Here is a 23917-nt window from a genome sequence, read left to right as displayed (position 1 = left end):
CCACCAGACCGCCCGGCGGCAGCGGCAGAGGTGTCTGAGAGCCAGCCCCCATCCCGGAAACAGACCCCCCGCGGCCGTGACGGGGTGCGCCCAACCCGTGATACCGAACGGCGGGATGGCCACAATGACGGCCGCCAGAAGATAGCGACACGGAAGCGCACCGGCAGTCCTTGTCCAGAGGAGTGTATGCAGGGTGACAAAGCTGAAGGAAGCACACAACCAGAGCAATAAACCCGGCCAGAGATCTGACGAATAGAACGCCGCAACGCCCTGCGGCAATCCGCGTGATGCTGCCAGAAAATATCCAGATGACACAAGCATTGCCTCCGGTCTGCTTCGTGCTTTCGACCACAGGATTGGAAACGCCAGGGCGACGGGAAGGAGCAGGGTATAGCCGCTCCAGCCCACCGCACCTGCGATGGCCGCAGCCCCTGTCAGAAGCATCGATTGAAGGCGCTTACGGCGCATAGGTGAGTACCTCCTGCGCCAGACCGAGGATAGCTGAGGCAGGCAGGGGACCGAAATATCGGGAGTCGTAGGAACCGGGAAAGGCGGAATGCAGGAAAACATGTTCTGGGGGCACGATACCACTGGCAAACGGCGGCAACCTCCGACCCGTTCCATCGTGTTGCGCGAGACGTGAAGAGGAAACCATGCGCCCGTCCACGCTGACGCTGGCACCGATTTCGACATGCTGTCCCGCGACTGCGATCACCGTCTTGATGAGAGGCGCAAGACCGGCCGGGCAAAGACCGAAGCGGAGATAGCCACGCGCTTTCGCGTCCCGCATTTCCGCTGTTTCCGGTGGGCATATAAACACGATGTCGCCGACACCCACGGGTCGATGGAGCGGGGCAATGTGCCATATACCGAGCGGCTTGCTTTGGGTCAGATTAATGCGGTAGCCACCGGCAAAGGCGACGACCGTCGCCAGAATGGCCACCATCGCCGCAATTGAAATGATCACGATCGCTCGCCGCTGTTGCGGTGTCATGGCCCGGCGTGTTTCGACACAGATCGTCATTTGAGCGATAGCCCCCGGTTCTTCGTCTGGCGCAGCGTCTCCGCCTGCCTGAGCGCCTCGGTGGTGCGTTGATGCGCGGAAAGTAGCTGTATGGTGCGCATGAAGTTCCACGCGCTCTGGACCTCCGCCTTCTGGCCGCCGGTCATGCCTGCCGTGACGGTTTCGAAGGTCTTGCCATCGGTGTCTTTTGCGGCCAGCGGCAGGAAGGTCCGTTCGCCAAAGCGTCCGGCGACAGCCCTGGCGAACCCTTCGAGCTCCGCCTTCACCATCTTGTCGGCCAGCGCATATTCGAGGCCGGCGGGTAGATCGTTGCGATCGATCGCATCGCGGACGCGTTCGAGCGTTTGCCGGGCCAAGGGTGAGAGCGCCGGGATGTCGACCGACACCTTCAAGCGTACGGCACGCTCCTCCGTCTCATGCTTGTGTTCCGCCTCTGCCCGCCCACGAAGGTAGCGTTCAAGGTTTCGGGCGAGCGCCGGCACATTGGCGATGGCTTTTTCCCGATCCTGTCTGTCCGTGCGACTGGCCCGAAGGCCGGTCTTGCCCTTCAGCGCACCGAAGCTCTCGGCTTCGCCAGCGATCCTTGCAAGGATGGCCTGCGCGACCGATTGCTCCTTGAGCATGGCGTCGACATTGATCGCCTTGAAGGCTGCTTCCGGCTGCGCGTAAACGAGATGGAAGCGGGTCGACACATCCTCCCATTGCTTCTTGAGGCCGGGATCGGCGGCGAGCCTGTCCTCTACGGCCTGCGCGAGTGATTTAGCGAAAGTGGTGATGCCTGAGACCATGGGTTTCGTCTCCGTGAAGGGTCTGGAATCCGATTGGGTTGCTGTGCGCCTGAAGCCGATCTTTTCGCCAATTGCGGCAAGGCGGGCGGTGAGACCGGCCAGCCTCTGTTTCTGCCGAACCGTCCGATCGAGCCGGTCGCGAACCAGGTTTCGGGCGACCCTGACGAGATCGAGGCCGCGAGCTTCGGCATAACGAAGTGCCTGGCGGTAGAAGGGACCAGCCGAGTAATCGAGGGTCGTCTCTTTTGCATTTTTCCGCGACAGGATCGGGATCAGCCCGCCCGCCTTGGCAAAAGACCGTCGACCGTAGTAGACGCCAAGATCTTCTCGATGACGGGTCATGGCGACATAGGTGAGATGCCGGTCAAGCGACAGTGATGCGAGCACCTTGACGCGATCGACGGTCGCACCCTGGCTCTTGTGGATTGTCGTCGCGTAACCGTGATCGATGTTGCCATAGAAGCGCTGCTCGACCGCGACCTGACGGCGGTGGTCACTCTCCCCGATCTCAGCGACGATAGAGCCAGGCGCCGCCTCGACAACCTTTGCCAGCATGCCGTTCCTGACGCCCAGCGAGCCTTCGTTCTTCAAGAATACGATCTGGTCGCCGACGGCGAACTTGCGCGTTCCGTCCTCGGTCCTGAAGACAAAACCTTCGGCGACGATGCCGCGTTCGACCAGCATGGCCCGCGCCATATCGTTGAGCATCCGAACGTCGCGGCGCAGGTGGGCGAGGATCAGGCTGGTCTTCGAGGGATCGTAGTCGCGGTTCCAATCGGCGATCAGACTTTCGACCGCGTGTGCCTTGAGGTCCAACCCGTTGAAATGCCCGTGGACGTGATAGGCGTCGATCGCTCGACCAACATTGCCGCGCGCAAGATCGAGCGAGGCGTCGCGCATCCACTGCTCGCGCTGGCGATAGATGGTCTCGAGTTCCGCATAGCCGATCCGGTCTGCGATCGCGCGGAAGGCGGCGCCCGCCTCGATCGGCTGCAACTGTTCCGGATCACCGACCAGAACCAGCTTGGCTCCGGTCTTCGTTACGGCTTCGACGAATAGTGCCATCTGCCGTGACGACACCATGCCGGCCTCGTCCAGCACGAACACCGTCTTGTCATCAAGCTGGTTGCGGCCATCGCTCCAGCGGAGCTCCCAGGACGACAGGGTGCGAGAGACGATGCCGGCTTCCTTCTCCAGTCCCTCGGCTGCCTTGCCGGCAAGCGCGCCACCGACGACGCGAAAGCCTGCTGCTTCCCAGGCTTCACGCGCTGCCTTCATCATCGTCGTTTTGCCGGCGCCGGCGCGGCCGACCACCGCAGCAATCCGCTCGGGTCCTGCGACATGCTCGATCGCTGTTTCCTGCTCATCCGAAAGCCGGTCATGACGTGCCAGGGTCGCCGAGAGCACGACGTTGCGGACGCCATACGAGGACCGCTGCGACAGCCAGATCGCACGACTGGCCATCTCGGCTTCCAGTCGGATCATTTCACGCGTGGTGTATTTTGCCGGCGCCCGGATACCCGTTGCAAGACCGATCCGCTCTCGTTCGAGACGAAGTGCTTCCGGGCTCTGCAGGATCCTCGCCATCAGGCTTTGGAAGAGTCCTGCATCGTCGATATAGCGGTGGAGGATCTTTGCCACATCGCGTTCGTCGAAGACGCTTCTCTCCCGCGTGATCAGGTCCAGCACGATTTCAGGATGCCGCTGGATGCGACGTGCGTTCTCGGCACGGCGCTCTTCCTGGAGTTCGATGCGTTCGACCTTGCCGGCAATATCCTCCTGCCTGTCACCGGATCGATCCGCCTTGCGCTCGATCGCCTTCGTGCCGACGCCCAGGTGAATGGTTGGTTCGAGATCGATCCCTTGTTTTTCGAAGGAACGGCCATCAATCCTGATATCAAGACCGGCGAGCGCCAGATGCTTGCTCTGGCAGACAAACCAGCCATTGCGAAACGCGTTGAAATCTTCAAGGCTTCCGGCCCAAAGCTCATAGACGATCCTGCCGGCATCGTTGCGCATCGGCGCGCCGTCCGGACCGGACACAGCGATCTTTTTCGCGCCGAGCCCGTCTTTAGTAAGTGGCCGCAAGGTGGTCATGAGATGGACGTGCGGATTGCCCGGCGCATCGTGATAGACCCAGTCGGCGACCATTCCCTGCGGCGTTATATGTCGTTCCACAAAATCGCGCATCAGCGCGATGTTCTGTTCGCAGGTCAGCTCGAGCGGCAAAGCGATGGTGACATCCTTGGCGAGTTGCGCATCGGAGCGCTTCTCAAACGCTTCCACCTTGTTCCAGAAAGCCTCGGACGCACCGGCGACCGAGCGATCGGCGATCATCGTTCGCAGCCATCCCGGGGCATCGGCAGGGATGACGAACTCTTCGTGGACGAGACCCTGCTTGGCGCGATAGTCGACGGTGCGAGCCTCCCGCTCGAACTCCATCCTGGCGCAGTGCCGATAGGCGGCCGACAGGACAGCGCTACGGCCGGAGCCGCGGGCGACGACACTGACAGAGAAATGGGGGATGGCCACGGCAGAATTCTTTCCCGGTTGCAAACGAGATCAATTGGTTCGTCGGAAGTAACGGCCCCGCCGGGGCGGAAAAGCAGAGCGTCGCGCCAGCGACGTATAATTGCGCCCTTGGAAGCCGCTTCTTCGAAACGGCCGGGATCATTCACCAAAGCATCGCCCTTGGCGATTGCAGGATTAACAGTAGTGCGTTCCGCACCCTGTTGCGAAAAACTGGGTTCGAAAGACAGGCTTTCTCACCCAGGGAGACGAACGGAATGAAGAAACCATCCTCGAAAATCCGCGATGAAATCGCCAGGCTGCAGGAACAACTCAAGCTTGCCGAGACAAGGGAAGCCGAGCGCATCGGCCGTATCGCGCTCAAGGCGGGCCTTGGGGACATCGAGATCGATGAGGGGGAGCTTCAGGCGACCTTCGAGGACGTGACCAGACGGTTTCGCGAAAGCAGGCCTGCTTCGATCGGAAAAGAAAGGGGAGGATCAGTTATCGCCTCGCAGCAAACCGCACCGATCCCGGCTGGTGCGGATGCGGGCGGGAATGGCGAGGCTTGAGCGGATGGCGAGGACGATGACATCCGAGGCCCGCAAGAAGGATACGCGGGAAAAGATCGAGCTTGGCGGCCTGATCGTCAAAGCCGGACTGCGCTACCAGAAGCGAGCGCTGCTGCTCGGTGCGCTGATCGACATCGCCCGCCGCATCGAGGGCGACGAGGGCGAGCGGTCGAGGCTCATTGCGATCGGGGCGGAGGCCTTCGGCAATGACGCTCAATAGGATTGCGCTTATTGTCGTGCCAGCGGCGCTGATGATCCTGGTCGTGATCGGAATGACCGGGATCGAGCACCGGCTTTCCGGCCTCGGCAACACAGAAGCCGCACGACTGGCATGGGGGCGGGCGGGCATTGCCTTGCCCTATGTGGCCAGCGCGGCGATCGGGATCGTCTTTCTATTCGCAAGTGCCGGTTCGATCAGTATCAGGCAGGCAGGTTGGGGCGTCGTTGCAGGGAGCAGCGGGGCAGCCTTGATTGCAGCCATCCGCGAAACAATCCGACTTTCTGCCTTCGCAAAGACACTGCCGTCCGACAAGACGGTCTTCGCTTATCTCGATCCAGCAACGTCGATTGGAGCGAGCGCCACGTTTCTCTCTGCCTGCTTCGCGCCCCGCGTTGTGTTGATCGGCAACTCGGCCTTTGCAAGCGTCGCGCCGAAACGCATTCGGGGGAAGCGAGCACTTCATGGCGAGGCGGACTGGATGACGCTCGCAGAAGCGGCAAAGCTGTTTCCGGACGCCGGCGGCATGGTCATTGGCGAACGTTATCGGGTCGACAAGGAGGCTATCGCCGCCCACGCGTTTCGAGCCGATAATGCAGAGACCTGGGGTGCCGGCGGGAAGTCACCCTTGCTGTGCTTCGGCGGTTCTTTTGGCTCGGCGCACGGGGTCGTCCTTGCCGGGTCCGGCGGTTTCAAGACAACCTCGGGGACAATACCGACGGCGCCCAAATGGGGTGGCACGTTGATCGTGCTCGACCCTTCGAACGAGGTTGCACCGATGGTCTCAGCGTATCGCAGCGGAGCGGGAAGGGACATGTTCGTCCTCGATCCGAGGAAACCCGACGTCGGCTTCAATGTGCTGGACTGGGTTGGCCGTTTCGGCGGAACGAAGGAAGAGGACATCGCCTCGGTCGCGTCATGGGTCATGAGCGAGGGCGGCGGGCCGCGGGGTGTTCGTGACGATTTTTTCCGGGCATCGGCGCTGCAGTTGCTCACCGCGCTCATCGCCGATGTCTGCCTCTCCGGTTACACGGATGAGAGGGATCAGACGCTTCGGCGGGTGCGCAGGAATCTTTCAGAGCCCGAGCCGACGTTGCGCAAGCGGCTGCAGGAAATCTACGAGAATTCCGGCTCGAACTTTGTGAAGGAAAATGTCGCGGCCTTCGTCAACATGACGCCGGAGACCTTCTCCGGCGTCTACGCCAATACCGTGAAGGAAACACACTGGCTTTCCTATCCGAACTACGCGGCACTTGTCTCAGGCCGGAAATTCTCGACCAGCGACGTCGCCGCTGGAAACAGCGATGTCTTCATCAACCTCGACCTCAAGACATTGGAGACCCATGCCGGCCTCGCGCGCGTGATCATCGGCTCGCTTCTCAACGCGATCTACAATCTTGACGGCCAGATCGAGGGACGCGCGCTGTTCCTCCTCGATGAGGTCGCCCGCCTTGGCTACATGCGAATCCTGGAAACCGCGCGCGACGCGGGTCGCAAATACGGGATCACGTTGACGATGATCTATCAGTCGCTCGGCCAGATGCGCGAGACCTATGGGGGTCGCGATGCGACGAGCAAGTGGTTCGAGAGCGCCAGCTGGATATCGTTTGCAGCGATCAACGATCCCGAGACCGCCGACTACATATCGAAACGATGCGGTATGACCACGGTCGAGGTTGACCAGGTCAGCCGTAGTTTTCAGGCAAAGGGATCGTCGCGGACGCGCTCGAAGCAGCTTGCCGCAAGAGCGCTGATCCAGCCGCATGAGGTCCTGCGCATGCGTGCGGATGAACAGATCGTCTTCACCGCCGGCAACGCACCGCTCCGCTGTGGCCGCGCGCTCTGGTTTCGACGTGATGACATGAAGGCATGCGTCGGCGAAAACCGGTTTCATTCACTCCCGGAAACGTGAAGGACTGGTGGTACTCGACACATGCCGCAAAGACGATGCAACTGCGAGCAATATAACGTCTGCCATCGAGAAAGGGGGAGAGTTTGGTGCAGAAGACCGTCGTATCATCCAGGAAAAATCGCAAACCCGACAACCACCGTTTCGACCTTGGTCGTCTCGCCCGAACAATCGTTTTGGTTACACGAAACATCACGACGATGAATCGATTGACACCCAATGATTCAAAACTGTCGTTGGACGTGTTGCTGCCGATCGGCGAATCTGTGCCGATGATGATCCAACCCTACCAACTCTACGTCGAACGTATTGACGCTGCGAAGAACATGGCCCGTTTCTACGCCATGCAGATTTCCGTATCGCTGTTCGGGGAAACCTGTCTGACCAGACGATGGGGAAGAATCGGAACATCGGGGCAAATGATGATCCAAAATTTTGGACGGGAGGAAGAGGCGGTCAGACTGTTTCTCGACCTTACGCGGCAGAAGAGGGCACGAGGCTACCGACCGAGAGCTATTGCACAACGACCATTGAGCTGATTGATAGCGGCGTCGAAGCCGGAACAAAAAAGAGCGGCCGCCGAAACGGCCATGGCCAGAGCTTTCCCTTGCGGAAAAGCGAACGATCACCTTGCCGGGATTGCAAAACGACACCCATGGCGACGAGGAATCTGGCGAGTTTTTGCATCGGAGATTCTGCTTTCGAATTGGCGATGTCGCGGCATCGAAAGTTGGTCGGGGCGGGTGATCGTTCTTCATCGAGTCCGTCAGTCGAACAGGCAACCTCGGGCGATCCAAGCCGCGTCCTTCGTCTCCATATCTCACCGAAAGGCCGGAACCGGGCTCGATGCCTTGGTACCGCCTTCTCCTGTAGTTTGAAGAGGCCCCGCCCGTGGGCGGAGCCTCGAGGACTTCAGTCACGGTTGGGTCGGGACCATATGAGCTGGAAGCCGTCTTCACCTTCGACTTCGGAGAGGGTAGCGTAGATCGGAGCCGGAAAGCTCGGGTCGTCCAGCTTGACCGAGAGGTAGTCGCGTTCGGTCTCTGCGGAACGCTTCTGCCAGGCTGCACCCAGTTCGACGTTACCCGCATAGATGCGGAAGTGCGGGCCTCTGTCGGAGGGGCTTTCGATGCGGGCGATGCGAGCCTTGACGTTGAGGGCCAGCGTGCGGATGGAGCCGTTGAAGCCGCTTTCAGAGGTGGTGAAGGTGCCGATGGTTGCCATTATCATGTTCCTTTCGTTTGTTTCGGACCGCGCCCTTCGCGGCCTCGATGGCTGTCGCAAAGATCGGGGACGATTGGACCGCACCTGCAAGGACGAAACAACGTGGAGGGCGGCCCGGAGGAGCTTTGTTGTTGCGCGAGGAATGCGGCAAAGCCGCAGGGGAAGAAAGTTTCGGAGGGTCGTTGCGGGAGAACGATCGAGGCGAAGCCGCTCACCGATCAGACATGCCTCATCGAGCCCGCGAAGGACGTGGCCCGTGACACTGATGGAAGGAACCGGCAATGTCGGCACTTGTCACCAGCTTGCCGCGCTGAAACGGTCCCCGGGGCGAATTCTTTGCCCATTCTCCACGCCGGGCGGTAGAACCCGGTCGAGTGGTTGCCGGGCAGGGAGTTGCGCTTCTTCCAGCGGATAGCGTGGGCCCTCCCGCGCTCCCTCCATACGCACTGGAGCTGTTATTGTAAGGTTACTAACGATGCGACACAGGCGGCTGATTACGCCCGTTCAGCTTACTCTGCCGGCCCGCGAGGACGGTCAGATTGCATCTCGGCATGCAATTTGCGAAAGTAAGAGCACAAATGGAGGCTCAAGTATTTGGGTAGTCAACAATCTAACGGATCGTCGAACCTCAGACGTGTACGCGTATTTGAGCTTCTTTGGTTTCCGTTGAGAACTTCACTTGTCGTTACGCCGGTGTGGGCCGTCTACGGGCTCTTCCAACGATTTTCTCCTGGCGATGTAACGGGGCTTTATGATTTTGCGCTATGGCTGAGTTTCGGATTGGTATTGCTCAGCACCGGTCGAACGATTGTGGCGGTGAGGGGACAACCGGACAGTCTTCTGCTTCGTGGTGCCGGACACTCGGCTCGTTTGCCCAAACGATCAAACCCGCAAAGAGCTATTCTGACCTTTCGTGGACTGCGGGCCGACGTTTATTTCTCGGATCCGCTGCCAGCCGAAGATGTGAAAGTATTGCGCAGGTTGGAGCTGTTTCTTTTGACTCCATTGCGCATTCTGGCCGGAACCATTGTCTTCTGGATCGTGAACAACCTGGTTGTGTTTTTGACAGCGGGAGCGGGCCTAACTTTCGTGTTCAACATACTTTGGTACACTATTGTCATTCTCTACGTGATCTATGTTGCCCTTCAGGCCATCGTCCCCATTATTGCGTCCGGCGGGCCAGGATTTGATGATGCACTCAGGGTGCGGGCGTGGTTTAGGCACTTTCGCAGATAATTGGAGCCATAGTCCAGTGTTTCGCGGGTGCCATGCCAACCGCGCTGAGTTTCTCGAAAATCCTGTGATACCGATTTGTTCCGGGGCGTCGCGGTACGACGTGTTTCGCGGTCGCCCCGCCAGACGGTCGCAATTCTTGGGGAGGTGCGGTTCATGGATGAACTCCAAAGGCGAGGCCACGGGCAAGACCGATAAGCGCGCTCGCAGCCAACACGGTCAGAAGACCAGTTTTGAAGCGGAAGACCGCGATGACGGGTGGCCACGCCTTCCTATATGGCGGGCAAGATACCACCTCACGACCCTTCGGTACTGCCGGAGGGAGGGCATCGTCACGTGCTCGCTGCGGACAGGCCGCACCGGCAGTGGCAGATGCGTGATGCGGCGAGGAGGGAAGAACCCGGAGGCTGTGGGCCACGGTGGTGGTCAATAATCCTGCCGCAATGCGCATGGGCGCTGATTGGCATGGGGGTGACGATGATCGCCAAGCCCGACGCTCTTTCCTATCTGGAAAGCGCGGATCTGACGCGGGTTCTGCCCCATTGGTATGCCGATGCCCGGGCCGATCTCGATCTACTACGCCAACCGTACGCTTCTGCCGCTAAAACTCGCGTTTTCATCGATTTCGTCGTGGAAGCCTTCCAGCGTGAAAAGTGGCCGGAACGCTTTGCCGGAAGTATGGGATAGTGAAACAGTTTTCGGACATTCCGTCGCGGCACAGAAGGAAGATCAGCGCCTGAGCGCGATCAGTTGTAGCGGAGATGTTGCAACCGTCCTGGTCCAAGATACACAGCTGAAAATGCGGCATAGCCTAGAATTTTTGCGTTCTATTGATTTGAGTTTTTATTTGTCTTCAGTCGATTGATTTGCTCATCATGTTGATAATAATATGAAATTACAGTTTCATAAAAATTGGCATGAAATCTGCATCCTCTTTTTCGACTGGGCAGGGCCCAGGGGTAAACAAAAAGAGGGAACAGCATGATGCAGATATCCGGGAAGATGCCTCCTATGGTGAAAGGTCTGCGGATGGCGGCGCTGGCGGGCGGCGCCATAGTTTCGCTGATGGCCGGGCATGTGTCTGAAGCCCTGGCGGCGGGGACGCTTCGTATCGGCATGACCGCCTCCGATATACCGCTCACCACAGGCCAGACCGACCAGGGCGGCGAAGGCCAGCGCTTCATGGGGTACACACTCTATAATGCCTTGATTGAATGGGACCTTTCGAGCGCAGACAAGCCCTCTGCTCTGATCCCGGCGCTTGCGACTTCGTGGGACGTCGATCAGAATGACAAGACCAAGTGGACGTTCAAGCTGCGTGATGGCGTGAAATTTCATGACGGCAGCACATTCGATGCCGCGGCAGTGGTCTGGAACCTTGACAAACTGCTGGTGACGGATGCGCCGCAGTTCGACAAGCGTCAGTCAGCACAGGGCAAGTCTCGCATTCCGGCGGTTGCCTCCTACAGGGTCATCGATCCGCTGACGGTTGAGATCATCACCAAGAGCCCCGATGCGACGCTTCCCTATCAGTTGAGTTGGGTTCTCATGTCCTCCCCGGCAAACTGGGAAGCGCAGGGCAAGAACTGGGATGCCGTTGCCCAGAAGCCTTCCGGTACCGGGCCGTGGAAGATGGAAAGCGGCTTTACACCACGTGAGCGCGCTGAACTGACACCCAACAAGGACTATTGGGACAAGGCGCGTGTGCCGAAGCTCGACAAACTGGTGCTTGTCCCGCTTCCAGAACCCAACACGCGCGTGGCGGCTCTGCGGTCTGGTCAGGTCGACTGGATCGAGGCGCCCGCGCCGGATTCCGTCAAGTCGCTGAAGAGTGCCGGATTCAACATCGTCACCAATTCCTATCCGCATAACTGGACATGGCATCTTTCGCGCGTCGAAGGGTCGCCCTGGAACGATATCCGCGTTCGCAAGGCTGCCAACCTTGCCGTTGACCGTGAAGGCCTCAATGAACTGCTCGGCGGCCTCTCTGTCCCGGCTCAGGGTTATCTGCCTCCTGGCCATCAGTGGTTCGGCAAGCCGACCTTCAAGCTCGAATATAACGTCGAGGAAGCCAAGCGGCTGATGGCCGAAGCTGGTTATGGCCCGGACAAGCCCATCACCACAAAGGTTGTGATTTCTTCCTCCGGTTCTGGCCAGATGTTGCCGCTCGCCATGAACGAATACATCCAGCAGACCCTGTCGGAAATCGGTATCAATGTCGAATACGAGGTTGCCGACTGGAACACGGTCATCAACATCTGGCGCGCCGGCGCCAAAGACCCAAGTGCAAAGGGTGCGACGGCCGTCAACTACAGCTACTTCATCCAGGACCCTTTCACAGCGTTGATCCGCCAGTCGCAGTGTAATCTGGCGCCGCCGAACGGCACCAACTGGGGTTTTTACTGTGATCCGGATATGGATGCCCTGTTCAGTCAGGTACGCACCACCTTCGATGCGGCAGAGCAGGACAAGGTGCTCCAGAAGATCCATGAGAAATATGTCGATGACGCGCTCTTCCTGATGGTGACACACGACGTCAACCCGCGCGCCATGTCCACCAAGGTCAAGGGCTTTGTTCAGGCACAGAACTGGTTCCAGGATTTTTCGACGATCTCCATCGATCCCTGATTTTTGCGCGGTGGCAGGGCGGGTTCGTTACCCGCCCTGCCATTTTCGATGCCCGATCTGACTCTCACGAGGACATCATGCTGCTCTACGCACTAAAACGACTGTTGCATGTCATTCCCGTCACGATCGGCGTGAGCATTGTCTGCTTCATGCTGATCCATATCGCCCCCGGTGATCCGCTTGCTGCGATCCTGCCTTCGGACGCCTCCGCCGACATGCAGGCGCAGATGCGTGCGTTCTACGGTCTCGACCGTCCTTTGCCGGTCCAATATGCGCTTTGGGTATGGCATGCCGTGCAGGGCGATCTGGGTACGTCGATTGCAACAGGGCGTCCTGTTCTCGCCGACATCATTGATGCATCGATCAATTCGATCATTCTTGCCCTGTCCGCGGCGGTGATCGGCTTCGTCGGCGGAGCAACACTCGGGTTTCTTGCCGGTGTTTTTCGCGGTGGGTGGGTCGATCGCCTGTCATCGGGAATATCCATGCTCGGCGTGAGCGTGCCGCATTATTGGCTGGGCATGGTGCTGGTCATCACCTTTTCCGTTACGCTGGGCTGGCTGCCGGCAATGGGGGGCGGTCCGGGTGGGTCGTCGGGTCGAAGCTTCAGTTGGGATTATCTCCAGTATCTCGTGCTGCCGGCAGTCACCATGTCGGTCATTCCAATGGGCATCATTGCCCGTACAATCCGCTCTCTGGTGGCAGATATTCTTGCCCAGGATTTCACCCAGGCGCTTGCGGCCAAGGGATTGTTGCGAGGTCATATTCTGCGCCACGTGGTACGGAATGCCGCGCCAACAGCACTTTCCGTCATGGGTCTGCAACTGGGATATCTTCTCGGTGGGTCAATCCTGATCGAGACGGTGTTTTCCTGGCCTGGCACGGGCTTTCTTCTGAACGGTGCAATTTTCACCCGTGACCTGCCGATCCTGCAAGGCACCATCCTGGTGCTGGCAATGTTTTTCGTCGTCCTCAATCTTCTGGTCGACGTCTTGCAGAGCGCCATCGATCCCCGCATTCAGAGGAGCTGACCATGGTTGCCATCACCACAGCATCCGAAATTCCCGTCGAGAGAATTGCCAAGTCCCCCGGTTTTTGGAGCGGCGTTTTGAGGCGCCTCAGTCGCGATCCGGTCGCGATGGCGGCGCTGGCACTTCTCGTTGTTCTCGTCCTGATCGCCCTTTTCGCTCCCTATCTCGCGCCTTACGACCCAGCGAAGGGTAGTGTGATCCGCCGCCTGAAACCGATTGGAACGGAGGGATATATTCTCGGTACCGATGAACTCGGCCGCGATATGCTGTCGCGTTTGATCTATGGCGCGCGGCTGTCGCTGATCATGGGCGTCGTGCCGGTGCCGATCGCGTTTGTAATCGGTTCGGCAATCGGTATCACCGCCGGTTACGCTGGTGGTTTGACAAACACCCTGATCATGCGCACGGTTGATGTGTTTTATGCCTTTCCATCCGTGCTGCTTGCCGTCGCGCTTTCGGGAGCACTCGGGTCCGGTCTCACCAACGCGCTGGTGTCTTTGACGGTTGTATTTATTCCGCAGATCGCCCGCGTCGCCGAAAGCGTGACAACACAGGTGCGCAAGCTGGATTATGTCGATGCGGCACGCGCATCGGGTGCTGCGGCCTTCACCATCATTCGTGTCCATATCCTTGGAAACGTCCTCAGTCCGATCTTCGTCTTCGCCACGAGCCTGATTTCGGTGTCGATGATCCTTGCCTCCGGCCTGTCGTTCCTTGGGCTTGGAGTGCGCCCGCCTGATGCAGAATGGGGCCTGATGCTCAACACGCTGCGCACGGCGATTTATACCAATCCCTTCGTCGCGGCTCTTCCCGGCGTGATGATCTTCATCACTTCGATCTGCTTCAACCTTTTCTCAGACGGGCTGCGCACAGCCATGGACGTGAAGTCATGATCAGCATCGTAGGAAAACCGGCTTTCGCACTGCCAGTTGGTGAACGGGGCGGCCCTGCCCAGCCGTTGATCTCCGCTCGCGGGCTCCTCAAACACTTCCCGGTCAAGGGCAGCGGCTTTCTCAAGCCAAAGAAAGTGGTACGCGCGGTAGACGGGGTCGATTTCGATATCCTGAAGGGCGAGACGCTGGGCGTCGTCGGTGAAAGCGGCTGCGGCAAGTCGACGACGGCGCGACTTCTCATGCAACTGATCGAACCGGACGCAGGCGAAATTCTCTTCGACGGTGAAACGGTTGGAGGTGCCCTGCCGCTTTCGGCCTATCGCCGTCAGGTCCAGATGGTTTTTCAGGATAGTTACGCCTCCCTCAATCCGAGGCTGACAATCGAGGAATCCATTGCCTTTGCCCCAAAAGTTCATGGAACGCCGGCCGCAAAGGCAATTGCGGCGGCTCATGATCTGCTGCACCGCGTTGGCCTCGAGCCGTCCCGGTTCGCAGGCCGCTATCCACATGAGCTTTCTGGCGGTCAGCGCCAACGCGTCAATATCGCCCGCGCCCTGGCGATAAAGCCTCGCCTCGTCATTCTGGATGAGGCGGTCTCGGCCCTCGACAAATCGGTGGAGGCGCAGGTGCTCAACTTGCTTCTCGATCTCAAACGCGACTTCGGCCTGACTTATCTGTTCATCTCGCATGACCTCAACGTCGTCCGCTTCATGTGCGATCGGGTCATGGTCATGTATCTCGGCAAGGTGGCGGAAGTCGGCAGTCGCAACGCGATTTACGGCAATACGACTCACCCCTATTCGGCGGCGCTTTTGGCCTCTATGCCGAAAATGGACCCGGCCGAGCGAACCGAAGCGCCGCCGTTGACGGGCGATCCGCCGAACCCGATCGATCCACCGTCCGGTTGCCGTTTCCACCCCCGCTGCAGTCTTGCGGAGGATGTCTGTCAACGGACGTTGCCACCATTGACCGATATTTCCGTTGATCAGGCGGCAGCCTGTCTCACGGCGGTGCCTGGCTCCGGTCATAGCCGCGCGCCTGTAATGATGGAGGCATGACCCATGCAGAATGATGCGATGATCGATATCAGCAGCCTTTCGGTGACATTTCGGCGTGGCGGAAAGACGGTAAAGGCCGTCAGCGGTGTTAGCCTGTCCGTAAAACCAGGAGAAGTGGTCGCACTGCTTGGTGAATCCGGTTCGGGCAAGAGCGTGACGATGCGCTCGTTGCTGCGGCTTCACCCCAGGGGGACGCTGATCGAAGGTGGCATGACCATCGATGGGCGTGATGTCTTGGGGCTGTCCAACCGTGCGCTTGCCGATTTGCGAGGGGCTGTGGTCTCCATGGTTTTTCAGGAGCCTCGTCTTGCACTTGATCCCGTCTACACAGTTGGTCGGCAGATCGAGGAAACCATCATGCGGCATGAAAAAGTGTCTCGCAGTGTGGCCGCTGCGCGGGCGCTTGCGCTGTTCCAGAAAGTCCGTATTCCCTCGCCAGAGCGGCGCCTTGCCAATTATCCTCACGAAATGTCGGGTGGTATGCTTCAGCGTGCCATGATCGCAATGGCGCTTGCCTGCAATCCCAAGGTCTTGCTGGCCGACGAGCCGACGACCGCACTCGATGCGACGGTTCAAATCCAGATCTTGCTGCTCATTAGAGAGCTACAACGGGAATATGGCCTGTCAGTCATCTTCGTCACCCATGACATCGGCGTGGCGGCCGAGGTAGCGGACCGTGTCGCGGTCATGTATGCCGGTCGTATTGTGGAGGAGGGGCTGGTCGGCGATATCATCCGCAATCCGCGTCATCCCTATACGAAGGGCCTGCTTGGCGCCCGCGTCGAACTCGCCGATGGACGTGACCGATTGATCACCATTCCTGGGGCACCACCCGATCTGGCCGCCATGCCACCGGGGTGTGCTTTTGCACCACGCTGTACACAGGTCAAGGATCTCTGCCGCACGCAGGTTCCGCCACTCGCTCCACTTTCCGGCCGGGCGGGTGTCGCATGTCTTTTCCCGAATTGAACGCGCGTAAGCGCCGGTCGCCATAGAAACCAGATAGGGCGGGTGACCCCTCGTGGTCTCGCAGGAATGATGAAACGCATAGGACTTATCAACCCGAATACGTCGCACGCCACCACGGCGATGATGACCAACATCGCCCGCAGCTACCTGCCGGGGAGCTTTGAAATTGAGGGGGTGACGGCAGGGCGTGGCGTGCCGATGATCCTCAATGATGCCCAATTGGCTGCCGCCGCCGATGGCGTCGTGGAAATGGGGCTCGAACTGGCAGGTCGTAACGACGGTTTGATCGTCTGCGCGTTCGGCGATCCGGGTTTGGAGCGTCTCGCGGCCGTAACCGGTCTGCCGTCGGTCGGGATTTGCCATGCCAGCATGATGGAGGCTTCAGCCGGTGGGCGACGTTTCGGGATCGCCACTGTGACGCCCGACCTTGTCGAGAGTTTTGCTGCCAAGGCGCAGACATTCGGCGTCGCATCGTTCTTCACCGGCACCCGATTGACGAAGGGAGATCCGCAACGACTTGCTTCAGATCCTGAGGCGTTACACGCGGCGCTCGAAATCGCGGCTCGGGAATGTATCGAAAAGGACGGTGCCGATGTGGTTATCATCGGCGGCGGGCCGCTCGGCCAGGCGGCCGATGATCTGCAACGCGTCCTCTCGGCGCCCCTTATCGCACCGATCCGTTCGGCGGTGGAACGTCTTGTTGAGGTGTTGGAAATGGAAAGCCACGCATCGACCTTGCAGCGGTGATGGATATCCGACGTTGTCGATCGTGCACCTCGTTGCTTTTTCTGTTGCAAGCCGTGTGACGGCGGCTGAAGCTTGGTGCGTTGAGAGTTTGCCGGAGTATCCCGTGCCAAAGGAAAGATCGTTTCTGTTTCGCGTCAGGCAGGCCCTGCCGGAGCTTCATCCCGCCGAAAAGCGGATTGGAGAGTTTGTCTGCGATTTCCCTGGCGAACTCGCCAGTTACTCAGCTCAGGAGCTTGCAGCCCTCGCGCATGTTTCCAAGGCAACGGTAACACGTTTCATCAAGCGGCTTGGATACGAGAATTACGAAGAAGCCAGACGCCACGCCCGGGCGGAAAAGCAAACGGGCTCCCGGCTCTTCCTGGCAAGCGCTACCGATGTCGGGGCGGAACAATCGATCAAGGCACATGTCGCACAGGCTGTTGCCAATCTGGAAGCAACATTTCTCGGAATTTCGGAAAGCCAACTCGACGGCGCCGTCACCGCGCTGCTTCATGCACGCAAGGTCTGGGTAATAGGCTTCCGCAGCAGCCACCCCTTTGCAGCCTATCTGCAATGGCAGCTTACACAGGTCATCGAAAGCATCGCTGTCATCCCGGGTGCCGGACAGACCATGGGCGAACATCTGGTCAGCGTCGGCGAAAATGATGTCGTGGTTTTCTTCGGGCTGCGTCGCAGAACCACCCAATCCAATGCAATCATTGATCATATCCGACGCACAAAGGCGCAGCTTCTTTACGTGACCGACGAGGGAGCCCCCTTTGAGACGAATGCGGCTTGGCATTTTCAGTGCCAGACGCTGGCGCCAGGCCCGCTGTTCAATCATACGGCAGTGATGGCCCTTTGCCATATTCTCATCACCCGTTGCCTTGAAAAGGCTGGTACGAATGGCCGTATCCGCCTGCGCAGTATCGAGTCACTCAACGAAACACTGGACGAACTGTGACACTCGACTTGTATCTCCAGGGAAATCAGAAAACCGATGCCGCGCACAACGACAGTGGATTAAGTCCGTCCACGCAACAAGTCCAGTTTATGCACCTGACGTTCGATCAGCTTTTCGATTTCCTTTACGGCAAGCACACTTAGCGCCGGACCCGGACGACGCTGGGTCGCGCTGGCGATAGCGCCGCGTTTTGCCAGAACATGTTTTCGCACTGCAAGGCCAAGACCGGGCTGCTGTTCGTAGCGCATCAGCGGCAGATAGGCGTCGAACAAGTCCTGTGCGGCCTCGTATCTGCCCTCATTGCTGAGACGGACGACATCCACCATCATTTCCGGATAGGCGAAGCCGGTCATGGCACCATCGGCGCCACGTTGCATTTCCTCGGTCAGAAAAACACCGGCATTGCCGCACAGGATCGAGGTGCGGCGACGACCTTTGGCCTCCGCTTCACGCAGGTCGGTGATCTTCTGTAAACCCGGCCAATCCTCGTGCTTGAGCATGACGATGCTGGGATGGGCCTCGAAGATGACGCCCAGCGTTTTCGAGCTTATCTGAACGCCGGTGGAGAGCGGGAAGTCCTGCAGCACCACAGGCACGTCGGCGCCGACAGTATCGACCACGTTGCGGTAATAGGTGATGATCTGCTCGTCGGTGCGTAGTGCGGATGGTGGAGCGACCATGACACCGGCGGCACCCAGATCCATGGCTGCCTTTGTCAGCTCGCCGATAGCGGCAAGGCCGAGTGCGGAGACGCCAACCACCACCGGCTTTCCTTCGGAACGCTTCAGCGTCAGCTTCGTGACTTCGATCGATTCCGCCTGGGTGAGCTTGGGTGCTTCTCCCATCATGCCGAGGATAGTCAGCCCGTCTGCGCCTTTTTCATAATAGAAGTCGACCATGCGGCCGATGCTTTCGCCGTCGAGCGCACCGTCTTCGGCAAACGGTGTGCAGGCAATGACGAACACACCCTTGGTACTGGAGTTTATGAGTGACATGACATGTTCCTATTTGAGCCGCCTGTGTTGCAAGGGTTCTGTTCCAACCCGTGGGGTTGACCGCAGCGGCGCCGGGTCGGTTGGCGATTTCGCTGCCGATCCGGAACGGACCGCAGCAGCGTGACGGATCTGGGTGGATGTCGGCCTTGCGCAGGGGAGCGTGTTGGCCGGCAAACCGTTTGCGTCAATTATTCGCCAGCATATCCGGAACGATCGAAACGATTTCCGGGAAGATGGCGATGAGCAGGACAAAGGCGCACATGATGAAGAAGAACGGCATAGTCGCCCGGGTGATGCGGGCCATGCTGTCGCCGGTCAGGCGCTGGATGACGGTGAGGTTGAAACCGACGGGCGGCGAGACCTGCGCCATCTCCACCACGATGACGATGAATACGCCGAACCAGACCTTGCTGTAACCGGCCGCCATGACCAGCGGCAGGGTGATCGGCAGCGTCATGACGATGCAGCCCAGCCCTTCCATCACCGTGCCGAGGATGATGTAGAAGATCAGGAGCACGATGATAAGCATGAATGGCGAAAGGCCCCAGCCCTCGATGATGCCGGCGATGTAGCGCGGCATGCCGAGATAACCGATGACGGTCGACAGGAACATCGCGCCGACCATGATGAGGCCGATCATGGCACAGGAATCGGCCGCCTGTTTCGCGGCCTGCATGAGGTTTGAAAGGTTCAGCGTCTTCTGGAAAGCGCCGATGAGGATTGCGCCGCCGACGCCGACCGCGGCCGCTTCCGTCGGAGAGGCGATGCCACCATACATCGAGCCGACCACGCCGATGATGAGCAGCAGCAGCGGTCCCAGATCCTTCAACGCCACCAGCTTTTCAATGAAGGTGGTGGGCGCAAGGGCCTCCCCGACGAGGGCAGGATTCATCAGCGCCCTGACGCCGATATAGCCCATATAGGATGCGGCCATCAGCAGGCCCGGCAGGATGCCCGCCATGAACAGCTTCAGGATCGATTCTTCCGCCATGACCCCGTAGATGATCATGATCGTCGATGGCGGAATGAGAAAGCCCAGCGTTCCCGCTCCTGCAAGGCTGCCAGTGATGAGGTCGCGGTTATAACCGCGCGAAATAAGTTCTTTTGCGGTGATGCGCCCGACCGTTGCCGTGGTGGCCGCGGATGAGCCGCAGACGGATGCGAAAAGCGTGCAGCCGAGAACGGTGATATGGGCAAGCCGACCGGGCACATGCCGAAGCCAGGGGGCAAGGCCGGAGAACAGCGCTTCTGAAATCTTCGTTCGGAACAGGATTTCCGCCATGAAGATAAAGAGCGGCAGGGCCAGCATTTCCGGCGAAACCAGGGTGTTCCAGGTTTGCTGGGCCAGTAGTTTGAAAAGCGGCAAAGCGGGGCGATAGAGTGCTGCCAGCGCAGCTCCCGTGCCGACCAGGCCAAGGCCGATCCAGACCCCAGTGCCCAGAATGAGCGTCATCAGGCCGAGCAGGCTGAAGGTGATCTTTCCCATGATTTATTCCAGTCCCGGGCCGGTTGAAAGTGTTTCGCCGCGAAGAAGCCGCAGGAACTGCACCAGCATCTGCAAATTCAGGATGATCGCGCCGATTGCGAGTGCGCTCTGCGGATAGACGAGCGGAATGCGGGTGACCGATGAGGAGGTTGAACCGCGCAGCGCGGAAAGGATGGTCATGTCCGTCAATGCGACCGAAAGCGCAATGCAGATAACAAGACCGACAAGGCATGCCACCATATCCAGCCGCCTCGCGCCGGTTGAAGAAAGCGCCTCGCCTATTGCGGTGACGCGGACATGTGAACCGGATTTCAGCGCGCTGGCGCCGGCGAGCATGAAGCTCGTGGCCATCAGGTAGGCGGCGACATCCCAGGCGAATGGCAGGGAGTAGCCGGCAAGATTTCTGAGAAGGATTTCGCAGGCGATGAGAATGAAAATGCCGAGGAGAGACAGGGCTGCAAGCAGGTTTGCAGCCTCCGTCAACCGGTCGATCGGCGTTATGATGGCTGCGAATGCGGGACTGGCTGGATTTCTCATGATGTTTCTCCGGAGTGCGCAGAAGGAGGCGGACAGCCGGCCGGGATTGCCGGCTGCCCTTTCATTTCCTACGGGAGAAAGTCAGTTACGCGCCTTCAGATAGGCTTCGACATAGGGCGCCGCATCGGGCACGCGCTTGAGAAAATCGTCCCACAGCGGCTTGGCGCGCTCGATGAGGGCGGCCTTGAGTTCGGGAGAAGGTGACGTGACGGTAATGCCCTTTTCCTTCAGGGTGGCGAGCTTGGTTTCGTCCTCGGCCCGGCTGACCAGCCAGAATTCGCCTTCGAGTTTCTTTGATGCCTGTTCGATCGCCGCCTGATTTTCAGGCGACAGGGCCTTCCAGGCATCGAGATTGACGGTGACGATGTTGGAAGATGCCTGCCAGTTGAAGGTGCTCATGTTTTTCATGAACTCCCAGAAAGCGCCATCGACACCGGACGACGAGGAGGTAGTGACACCGTTGATGGTGCCGGCGGCAAGCGATGGGACGACTTCGCCCCATGGCATCTGGACGGGAAGAGCGCCAAGGGCGTGGAAGAAATTATGGCCGTTCGCATCGACGACGCGGATCTTGAGGCCGTTGACGTCTTCAATTTTTTCGATCGGTTTCGGCGCATAGATGGCCTGTCCTGGCCACGGCACCATGTAAAGCAGCTTCTGGTTCATCGAGGTTGCGACTTCCTCGATCTTGGGGCGGAAAAATTTGTGCAGCAGCGCAAGGTCAGGCATCGTGGGGGCCAGATATGGCAGCGTCTCGACACCCAGTACCGGTGCTTCACCCACCTGCTGGCTCATCAGAATATCGGCGACGGGAACGATGCCGTCGCGCACGGCGGTCATGCCTTCCGGGCCCTTGATGCCAAGTGACCCGCCGGAATGCACGGTGATGGCGACCTCGCCATTCGTGACGGTCTTTACGGTTTCAGCGAATTTTATCGCGTTCTTGGTGTGAAAATTACCCTCTGGCCAAACGACCGACATGTCCCAGGCCGTTTCGGCGGATGCGGAGGTTGCAAAGCTGGCAATCGTCAAAGTCAGCCCAGCGAGAATTGCGTTTTTCATGGTTGTGATCCCCTCACTTATTGTTTCCGGCTCTTCCTGCTCCTTGGCGACGGAACGGCGCGGTTATTTTCGGTATACAGCACGTACTCCGAATGACGGGGACTATATGGGCGTTTTTTGAGCGGCGCAATAAGGTGATTAATCTTTGTTCGATTTCGAGCGGATTCCCTTGCCCACCGGCCTTTGTATGGCGCTGGCGGCAATGGAATGCATTTCAGAGAATTACCGAAAAGGCGTGGATCGGCAGGAGCGTTCAGCCTGCGCGGCGGGTCGCGCGCAACCGATATCGGCGTCACGTCATTTTCGATGCAAGGCTGCCGTGAGAGTGTCCGGCAAGGCGTTGCCGCTATGCGCCGGGCAGGGGGCAGGCTTGTGGAGCCGCCGGGCGCGGCGGCTCCACTGCATGCGGACTGAAAATCAGATCGCCGACGCAAGGCGGGTTTTTATGTAAAGCTCACGCAGTGTCTTCGACACCGGACCTGGCTTGCCGCCACCGATGATGGCTTCATCGATCTTGACGACCGGCATGGCGAAATTTGTCGCCGATGTGATAAAGGCTTCGGCTGCGTCCTTTGCCTCATCCACCGTAAAGGCGCGCTGTTCGACGGCAATTCCGGCGCCCTGCGCAAGATCGAGAATGCTTCCGCGGGTGATACCGTGCAAAAGTGCGTTGGAAAGTTCGCGCGTGACCAGCGTGCCGTCCTTTTTGACGATATGCGCATTGGCGGCGCTGCCTTCGGTCACGAAACCATCCTCCACCAGCCATGCATCGTCCGCGCCGCGTTTGAGCGCCTCCATCTTGGCCATCGAGGGGTAGAGAAGCTGTACCGTCTTGATGTCGCGCCGCTCCCAGCGCCAGTCCGGCATGGTGGCGATGGCAATGCCGGTTTCCGTGCGCGGATTGTCCAGCACGGGTTTTGTCTGGGTGAAGAGGGTTATCGTCGGCGTGGCATTGGCCGGAAAAGCGAAATCGCGATCCGCCACACCGCGGGAGATTTGCAGATAGATCAGACCTTCGTCCATTTGGTTCAGGCGCACGATTTCACGGTGGACGGCCAGAAGTTCCTCCGCTTCGAGCGGGCAGGTCAAGCCGAGTTCGGCGAGCGAGCGCTGAAGGCGGGCGCTGTGGCCGGCATAATCGATCAGCTTCCCGCCGATCACGGCGGTGACTTCATAGATGGCGTCCGCAAACAGAAAGCCGCGGTCGAAAACGGAAACCTTGGCGTCGGCTTCGGCAAGCCAGTCGCCGTTCAGATAAACAATACGTGTCAATGGAACGTCCCCGGATCAGGTGTTTGATGTGGCGAAAGGAGCAAATTGCAGCCCGTGTCGGGCGAGCGATGAACGAAGGGCGCGCGCCATATCCACGGCGCCGCGCGTATCGCCGTGAACGCAGATGGTGGCGGCTTCCACCGGCAGTTTTTTTCCGCCCGTTGTCGGGATTACGCCGTCGCAGACCATGGACAGAACCTGATCCACACTCTGGTTGGGATCGTGGATCACTGCACCCTGCATCTGCCGGGAGGTGAGCATTCCCGTATCGTCATAGGTGCGGTCGGCATAGACTTCGCAGGCAACGCGCAGCCCCGCTCTTTCGGCGGCCTTCATGGTTTCCGAATAGGGCAGCGTAATAAAGACCAGCGACGGATCCACCGCTTTGATGGCCCGGATGCAGACCTGCGCGAGATCTTGATCGACGGCAGCCATGTTGCCCAGCGCCCCATGTGTTTTGACATGGGTGATGGGCCAGGAAAGCGCCGCGGCCATGCCCTGCATCGCGGCAATCTGATAGATCAGCTGGGCCTCCACATCCTCGGGGCGTTCGCCGGATATACGGCGGCGGCCGAAGCCGTAAATATCCATGAAAGACGGGTGGGCGCCGACCGCGATGCCCCTTGCCTTGGCAGCAAGAATGGTGTCGCGCATGACAACCGGATCGCCGGCATGAAAACCGCAGGCGATGTTTGCCGTCGTAATCAGCTCCATCATTGCTTCGTCTTCGCCCATGGTCCATGCCCCGAAGCTTTCTCCCATATCGCAGTTCAGATCGATCGTCGCCATAGCCCCTCTTTCCGGGCGAGATGGCACCCGGT

At 59.3% G+C, this 23917-nt stretch carries 21 protein-coding genes and 2 pseudogenes; 13 read left to right on the top strand and 10 right to left on the bottom strand.

Features of this window, described 5'->3' with window-relative positions:
- The 3 genes from ASB65_RS27430 to traA form a co-directional block, all read right to left on the bottom strand.
- The coding region (locus ASB65_RS27430; protein ID WP_280940400.1) for a nitrilase-related carbon-nitrogen hydrolase at nt 1-468 on the bottom strand (468 nt) is incomplete at its 3' end.
- Complete coding sequence (gene traF, locus ASB65_RS15825) at nt 458-1024, bottom strand: conjugative transfer signal peptidase TraF (RefSeq protein WP_060724612.1); 567 nt, start codon at nt 1022-1024, stop codon at nt 458-460. The genes traF and ASB65_RS27430, both read right to left, overlap by 11 nt.
- A complete protein-coding gene (gene traA, locus ASB65_RS15820; RefSeq protein ID WP_060724611.1) occupies nt 1021-4344 on the bottom strand; it encodes a Ti-type conjugative transfer relaxase TraA in 3324 nt (1107 codons plus the stop codon). Before traA ends, traF begins: the two co-directional genes overlap by 4 nt.
- A 254-nt stretch (nt 4345-4598) precedes the next feature.
- On the opposite strand from traA, the gene traC reads away from it, so the two are divergent.
- The 4 genes from traC (at nt 4599) to ASB65_RS15800 (ending at nt 7557) form a co-directional block, all read left to right on the top strand.
- Nucleotides 4599-4892, top strand: a complete 294-nt coding sequence (gene traC, locus ASB65_RS15815) for a conjugal transfer protein TraC (protein ID WP_060724610.1) — start codon at nt 4599-4601, stop codon at nt 4890-4892.
- Between the two features lie 4 nt (nt 4893-4896).
- Nucleotides 4897-5112 carry a type IV conjugative transfer system coupling protein TraD gene (gene traD / locus ASB65_RS15810; RefSeq protein WP_060724609.1) on the top strand — a complete coding sequence of 72 codons (216 nt, stop codon included), beginning with the start codon at nt 4897-4899 and terminating at the stop codon, nt 5110-5112.
- Nucleotides 5099-7021 (top strand): Ti-type conjugative transfer system protein TraG, encoded by a 1923-nt coding sequence (gene traG / locus ASB65_RS15805; RefSeq protein ID WP_060724608.1) that lies wholly within the window; start codon nt 5099-5101, stop codon nt 7019-7021. Before traD ends, traG begins: the two co-directional genes overlap by 14 nt.
- Before the next feature lie 86 nt (nt 7022-7107).
- A complete protein-coding gene (locus tag ASB65_RS15800; protein WP_323131286.1) occupies nt 7108-7557 on the top strand; it encodes a WGR domain-containing protein in 450 nt (149 codons plus the stop codon).
- A 373-nt stretch (nt 7558-7930) separates the two neighbouring features.
- Here the strand turns inward: ASB65_RS15800 and ASB65_RS15795 are convergent, their stop codons facing one another.
- Nucleotides 7931-8242: a DUF736 domain-containing protein gene (locus tag ASB65_RS15795; RefSeq protein ID WP_060724607.1), complete on the bottom strand. Its 312-nt coding sequence runs from the start codon at nt 8240-8242 to the stop codon at nt 7931-7933.
- A 594-nt stretch (nt 8243-8836) separates the two neighbouring features.
- On the opposite strand from ASB65_RS15795, the gene ASB65_RS15790 reads away from it, so the two are divergent.
- From ASB65_RS15790 to ASB65_RS15750, 9 genes and pseudogenes are all read left to right on the top strand, one after another.
- Nucleotides 8837-9478 carry a hypothetical protein gene (locus ASB65_RS15790; protein WP_139786541.1) on the top strand — a complete coding sequence of 214 codons (642 nt, stop codon included), beginning with the start codon at nt 8837-8839 and terminating at the stop codon, nt 9476-9478.
- Between the two features lie 255 nt (nt 9479-9733).
- A pseudogene (locus ASB65_RS29235) lies at nt 9734-10162 on the top strand (LysR substrate-binding domain-containing protein); the annotation flags it as partial.
- 342 nt (nt 10163-10504) lie between these two features.
- Nucleotides 10505-12103 (top strand): ABC transporter substrate-binding protein, encoded by a 1599-nt coding sequence (locus tag ASB65_RS15780; protein ID WP_376905488.1) that lies wholly within the window; start codon nt 10505-10507, stop codon nt 12101-12103.
- Between the two features lie 77 nt (nt 12104-12180).
- Nucleotides 12181-13134: an ABC transporter permease gene (locus ASB65_RS15775; protein ID WP_060724603.1), complete on the top strand. Its 954-nt coding sequence runs from the start codon at nt 12181-12183 to the stop codon at nt 13132-13134.
- Between the two features lie 2 nt (nt 13135-13136).
- Entirely contained in the window at nt 13137-14027 is an 891-nt protein-coding gene (locus ASB65_RS15770; RefSeq protein WP_060724602.1) for an ABC transporter permease, read from the top strand.
- Nucleotides 14024-15085: an ABC transporter ATP-binding protein gene (locus ASB65_RS15765; protein WP_111797991.1), complete on the top strand. Its 1062-nt coding sequence runs from the start codon at nt 14024-14026 to the stop codon at nt 15083-15085. Before ASB65_RS15770 ends, ASB65_RS15765 begins: the two co-directional genes overlap by 4 nt.
- Before the next feature lie 3 nt (nt 15086-15088).
- The gene (locus tag ASB65_RS15760) at nt 15089-16054 is read left to right on the top strand and encodes an ABC transporter ATP-binding protein (RefSeq protein ID WP_060724601.1); all 966 of its coding nucleotides are present in this window, start codon (nt 15089-15091) and stop codon (nt 16052-16054) included.
- A 69-nt stretch (nt 16055-16123) separates the two neighbouring features.
- Nucleotides 16124-16801, top strand: a complete 678-nt coding sequence (locus ASB65_RS15755) for an aspartate/glutamate racemase family protein (RefSeq protein WP_060724600.1) — start codon at nt 16124-16126, stop codon at nt 16799-16801.
- A 103-nt stretch (nt 16802-16904) separates the two neighbouring features.
- Nucleotides 16905-17744, top strand: a complete 840-nt coding sequence (locus tag ASB65_RS15750; RefSeq protein ID WP_060724599.1) for a MurR/RpiR family transcriptional regulator — start codon at nt 16905-16907, stop codon at nt 17742-17744.
- A 59-nt stretch (nt 17745-17803) separates the two neighbouring features.
- Here the strand turns inward: ASB65_RS15750 and ASB65_RS15745 are convergent, their stop codons facing one another.
- From ASB65_RS15745 to ASB65_RS15720, 6 genes and pseudogenes are all read right to left on the bottom strand, one after another.
- Nucleotides 17804-18739 (bottom strand): dihydrodipicolinate synthase family protein, encoded by a 936-nt coding sequence (locus ASB65_RS15745; RefSeq protein WP_060724598.1) that lies wholly within the window; start codon nt 18737-18739, stop codon nt 17804-17806.
- Nucleotides 18740-18923: 184 nt separating this feature from the next.
- Nucleotides 18924-20207, bottom strand: a pseudogene (locus tag ASB65_RS15740) (TRAP transporter large permease); the annotation flags it as partial.
- A gap of 21 nt (nt 20208-20228) precedes the next feature.
- Nucleotides 20229-20762 (bottom strand): TRAP transporter small permease subunit, encoded by a 534-nt coding sequence (locus ASB65_RS15735; RefSeq protein ID WP_060724596.1) that lies wholly within the window; start codon nt 20760-20762, stop codon nt 20229-20231.
- A gap of 81 nt (nt 20763-20843) precedes the next feature.
- A complete protein-coding gene (locus ASB65_RS15730; protein WP_060724595.1) occupies nt 20844-21824 on the bottom strand; it encodes a TRAP transporter substrate-binding protein in 981 nt (326 codons plus the stop codon).
- Nucleotides 21825-22241: 417 nt separating this feature from the next.
- Nucleotides 22242-23096 carry a D-amino-acid transaminase gene (locus tag ASB65_RS15725; protein WP_060724594.1) on the bottom strand — a complete coding sequence of 285 codons (855 nt, stop codon included), beginning with the start codon at nt 23094-23096 and terminating at the stop codon, nt 22242-22244.
- A 15-nt stretch (nt 23097-23111) separates the two neighbouring features.
- Nucleotides 23112-23885, bottom strand: a complete 774-nt coding sequence (locus tag ASB65_RS15720; protein WP_060724593.1) for a LamB/YcsF family protein — start codon at nt 23883-23885, stop codon at nt 23112-23114.
- Between the last annotated feature and the right edge of the window lie 32 nt (nt 23886-23917).

The organism is Agrobacterium tumefaciens str. B6 (assembly GCF_001541315.1).
Classification (GTDB): domain Bacteria; phylum Pseudomonadota; class Alphaproteobacteria; order Rhizobiales; family Rhizobiaceae; genus Agrobacterium; species Agrobacterium radiobacter.
Note: the sequence above shows the minus strand (reverse complement) of the source record. Positions and strands in the feature narration are given on the sequence as shown.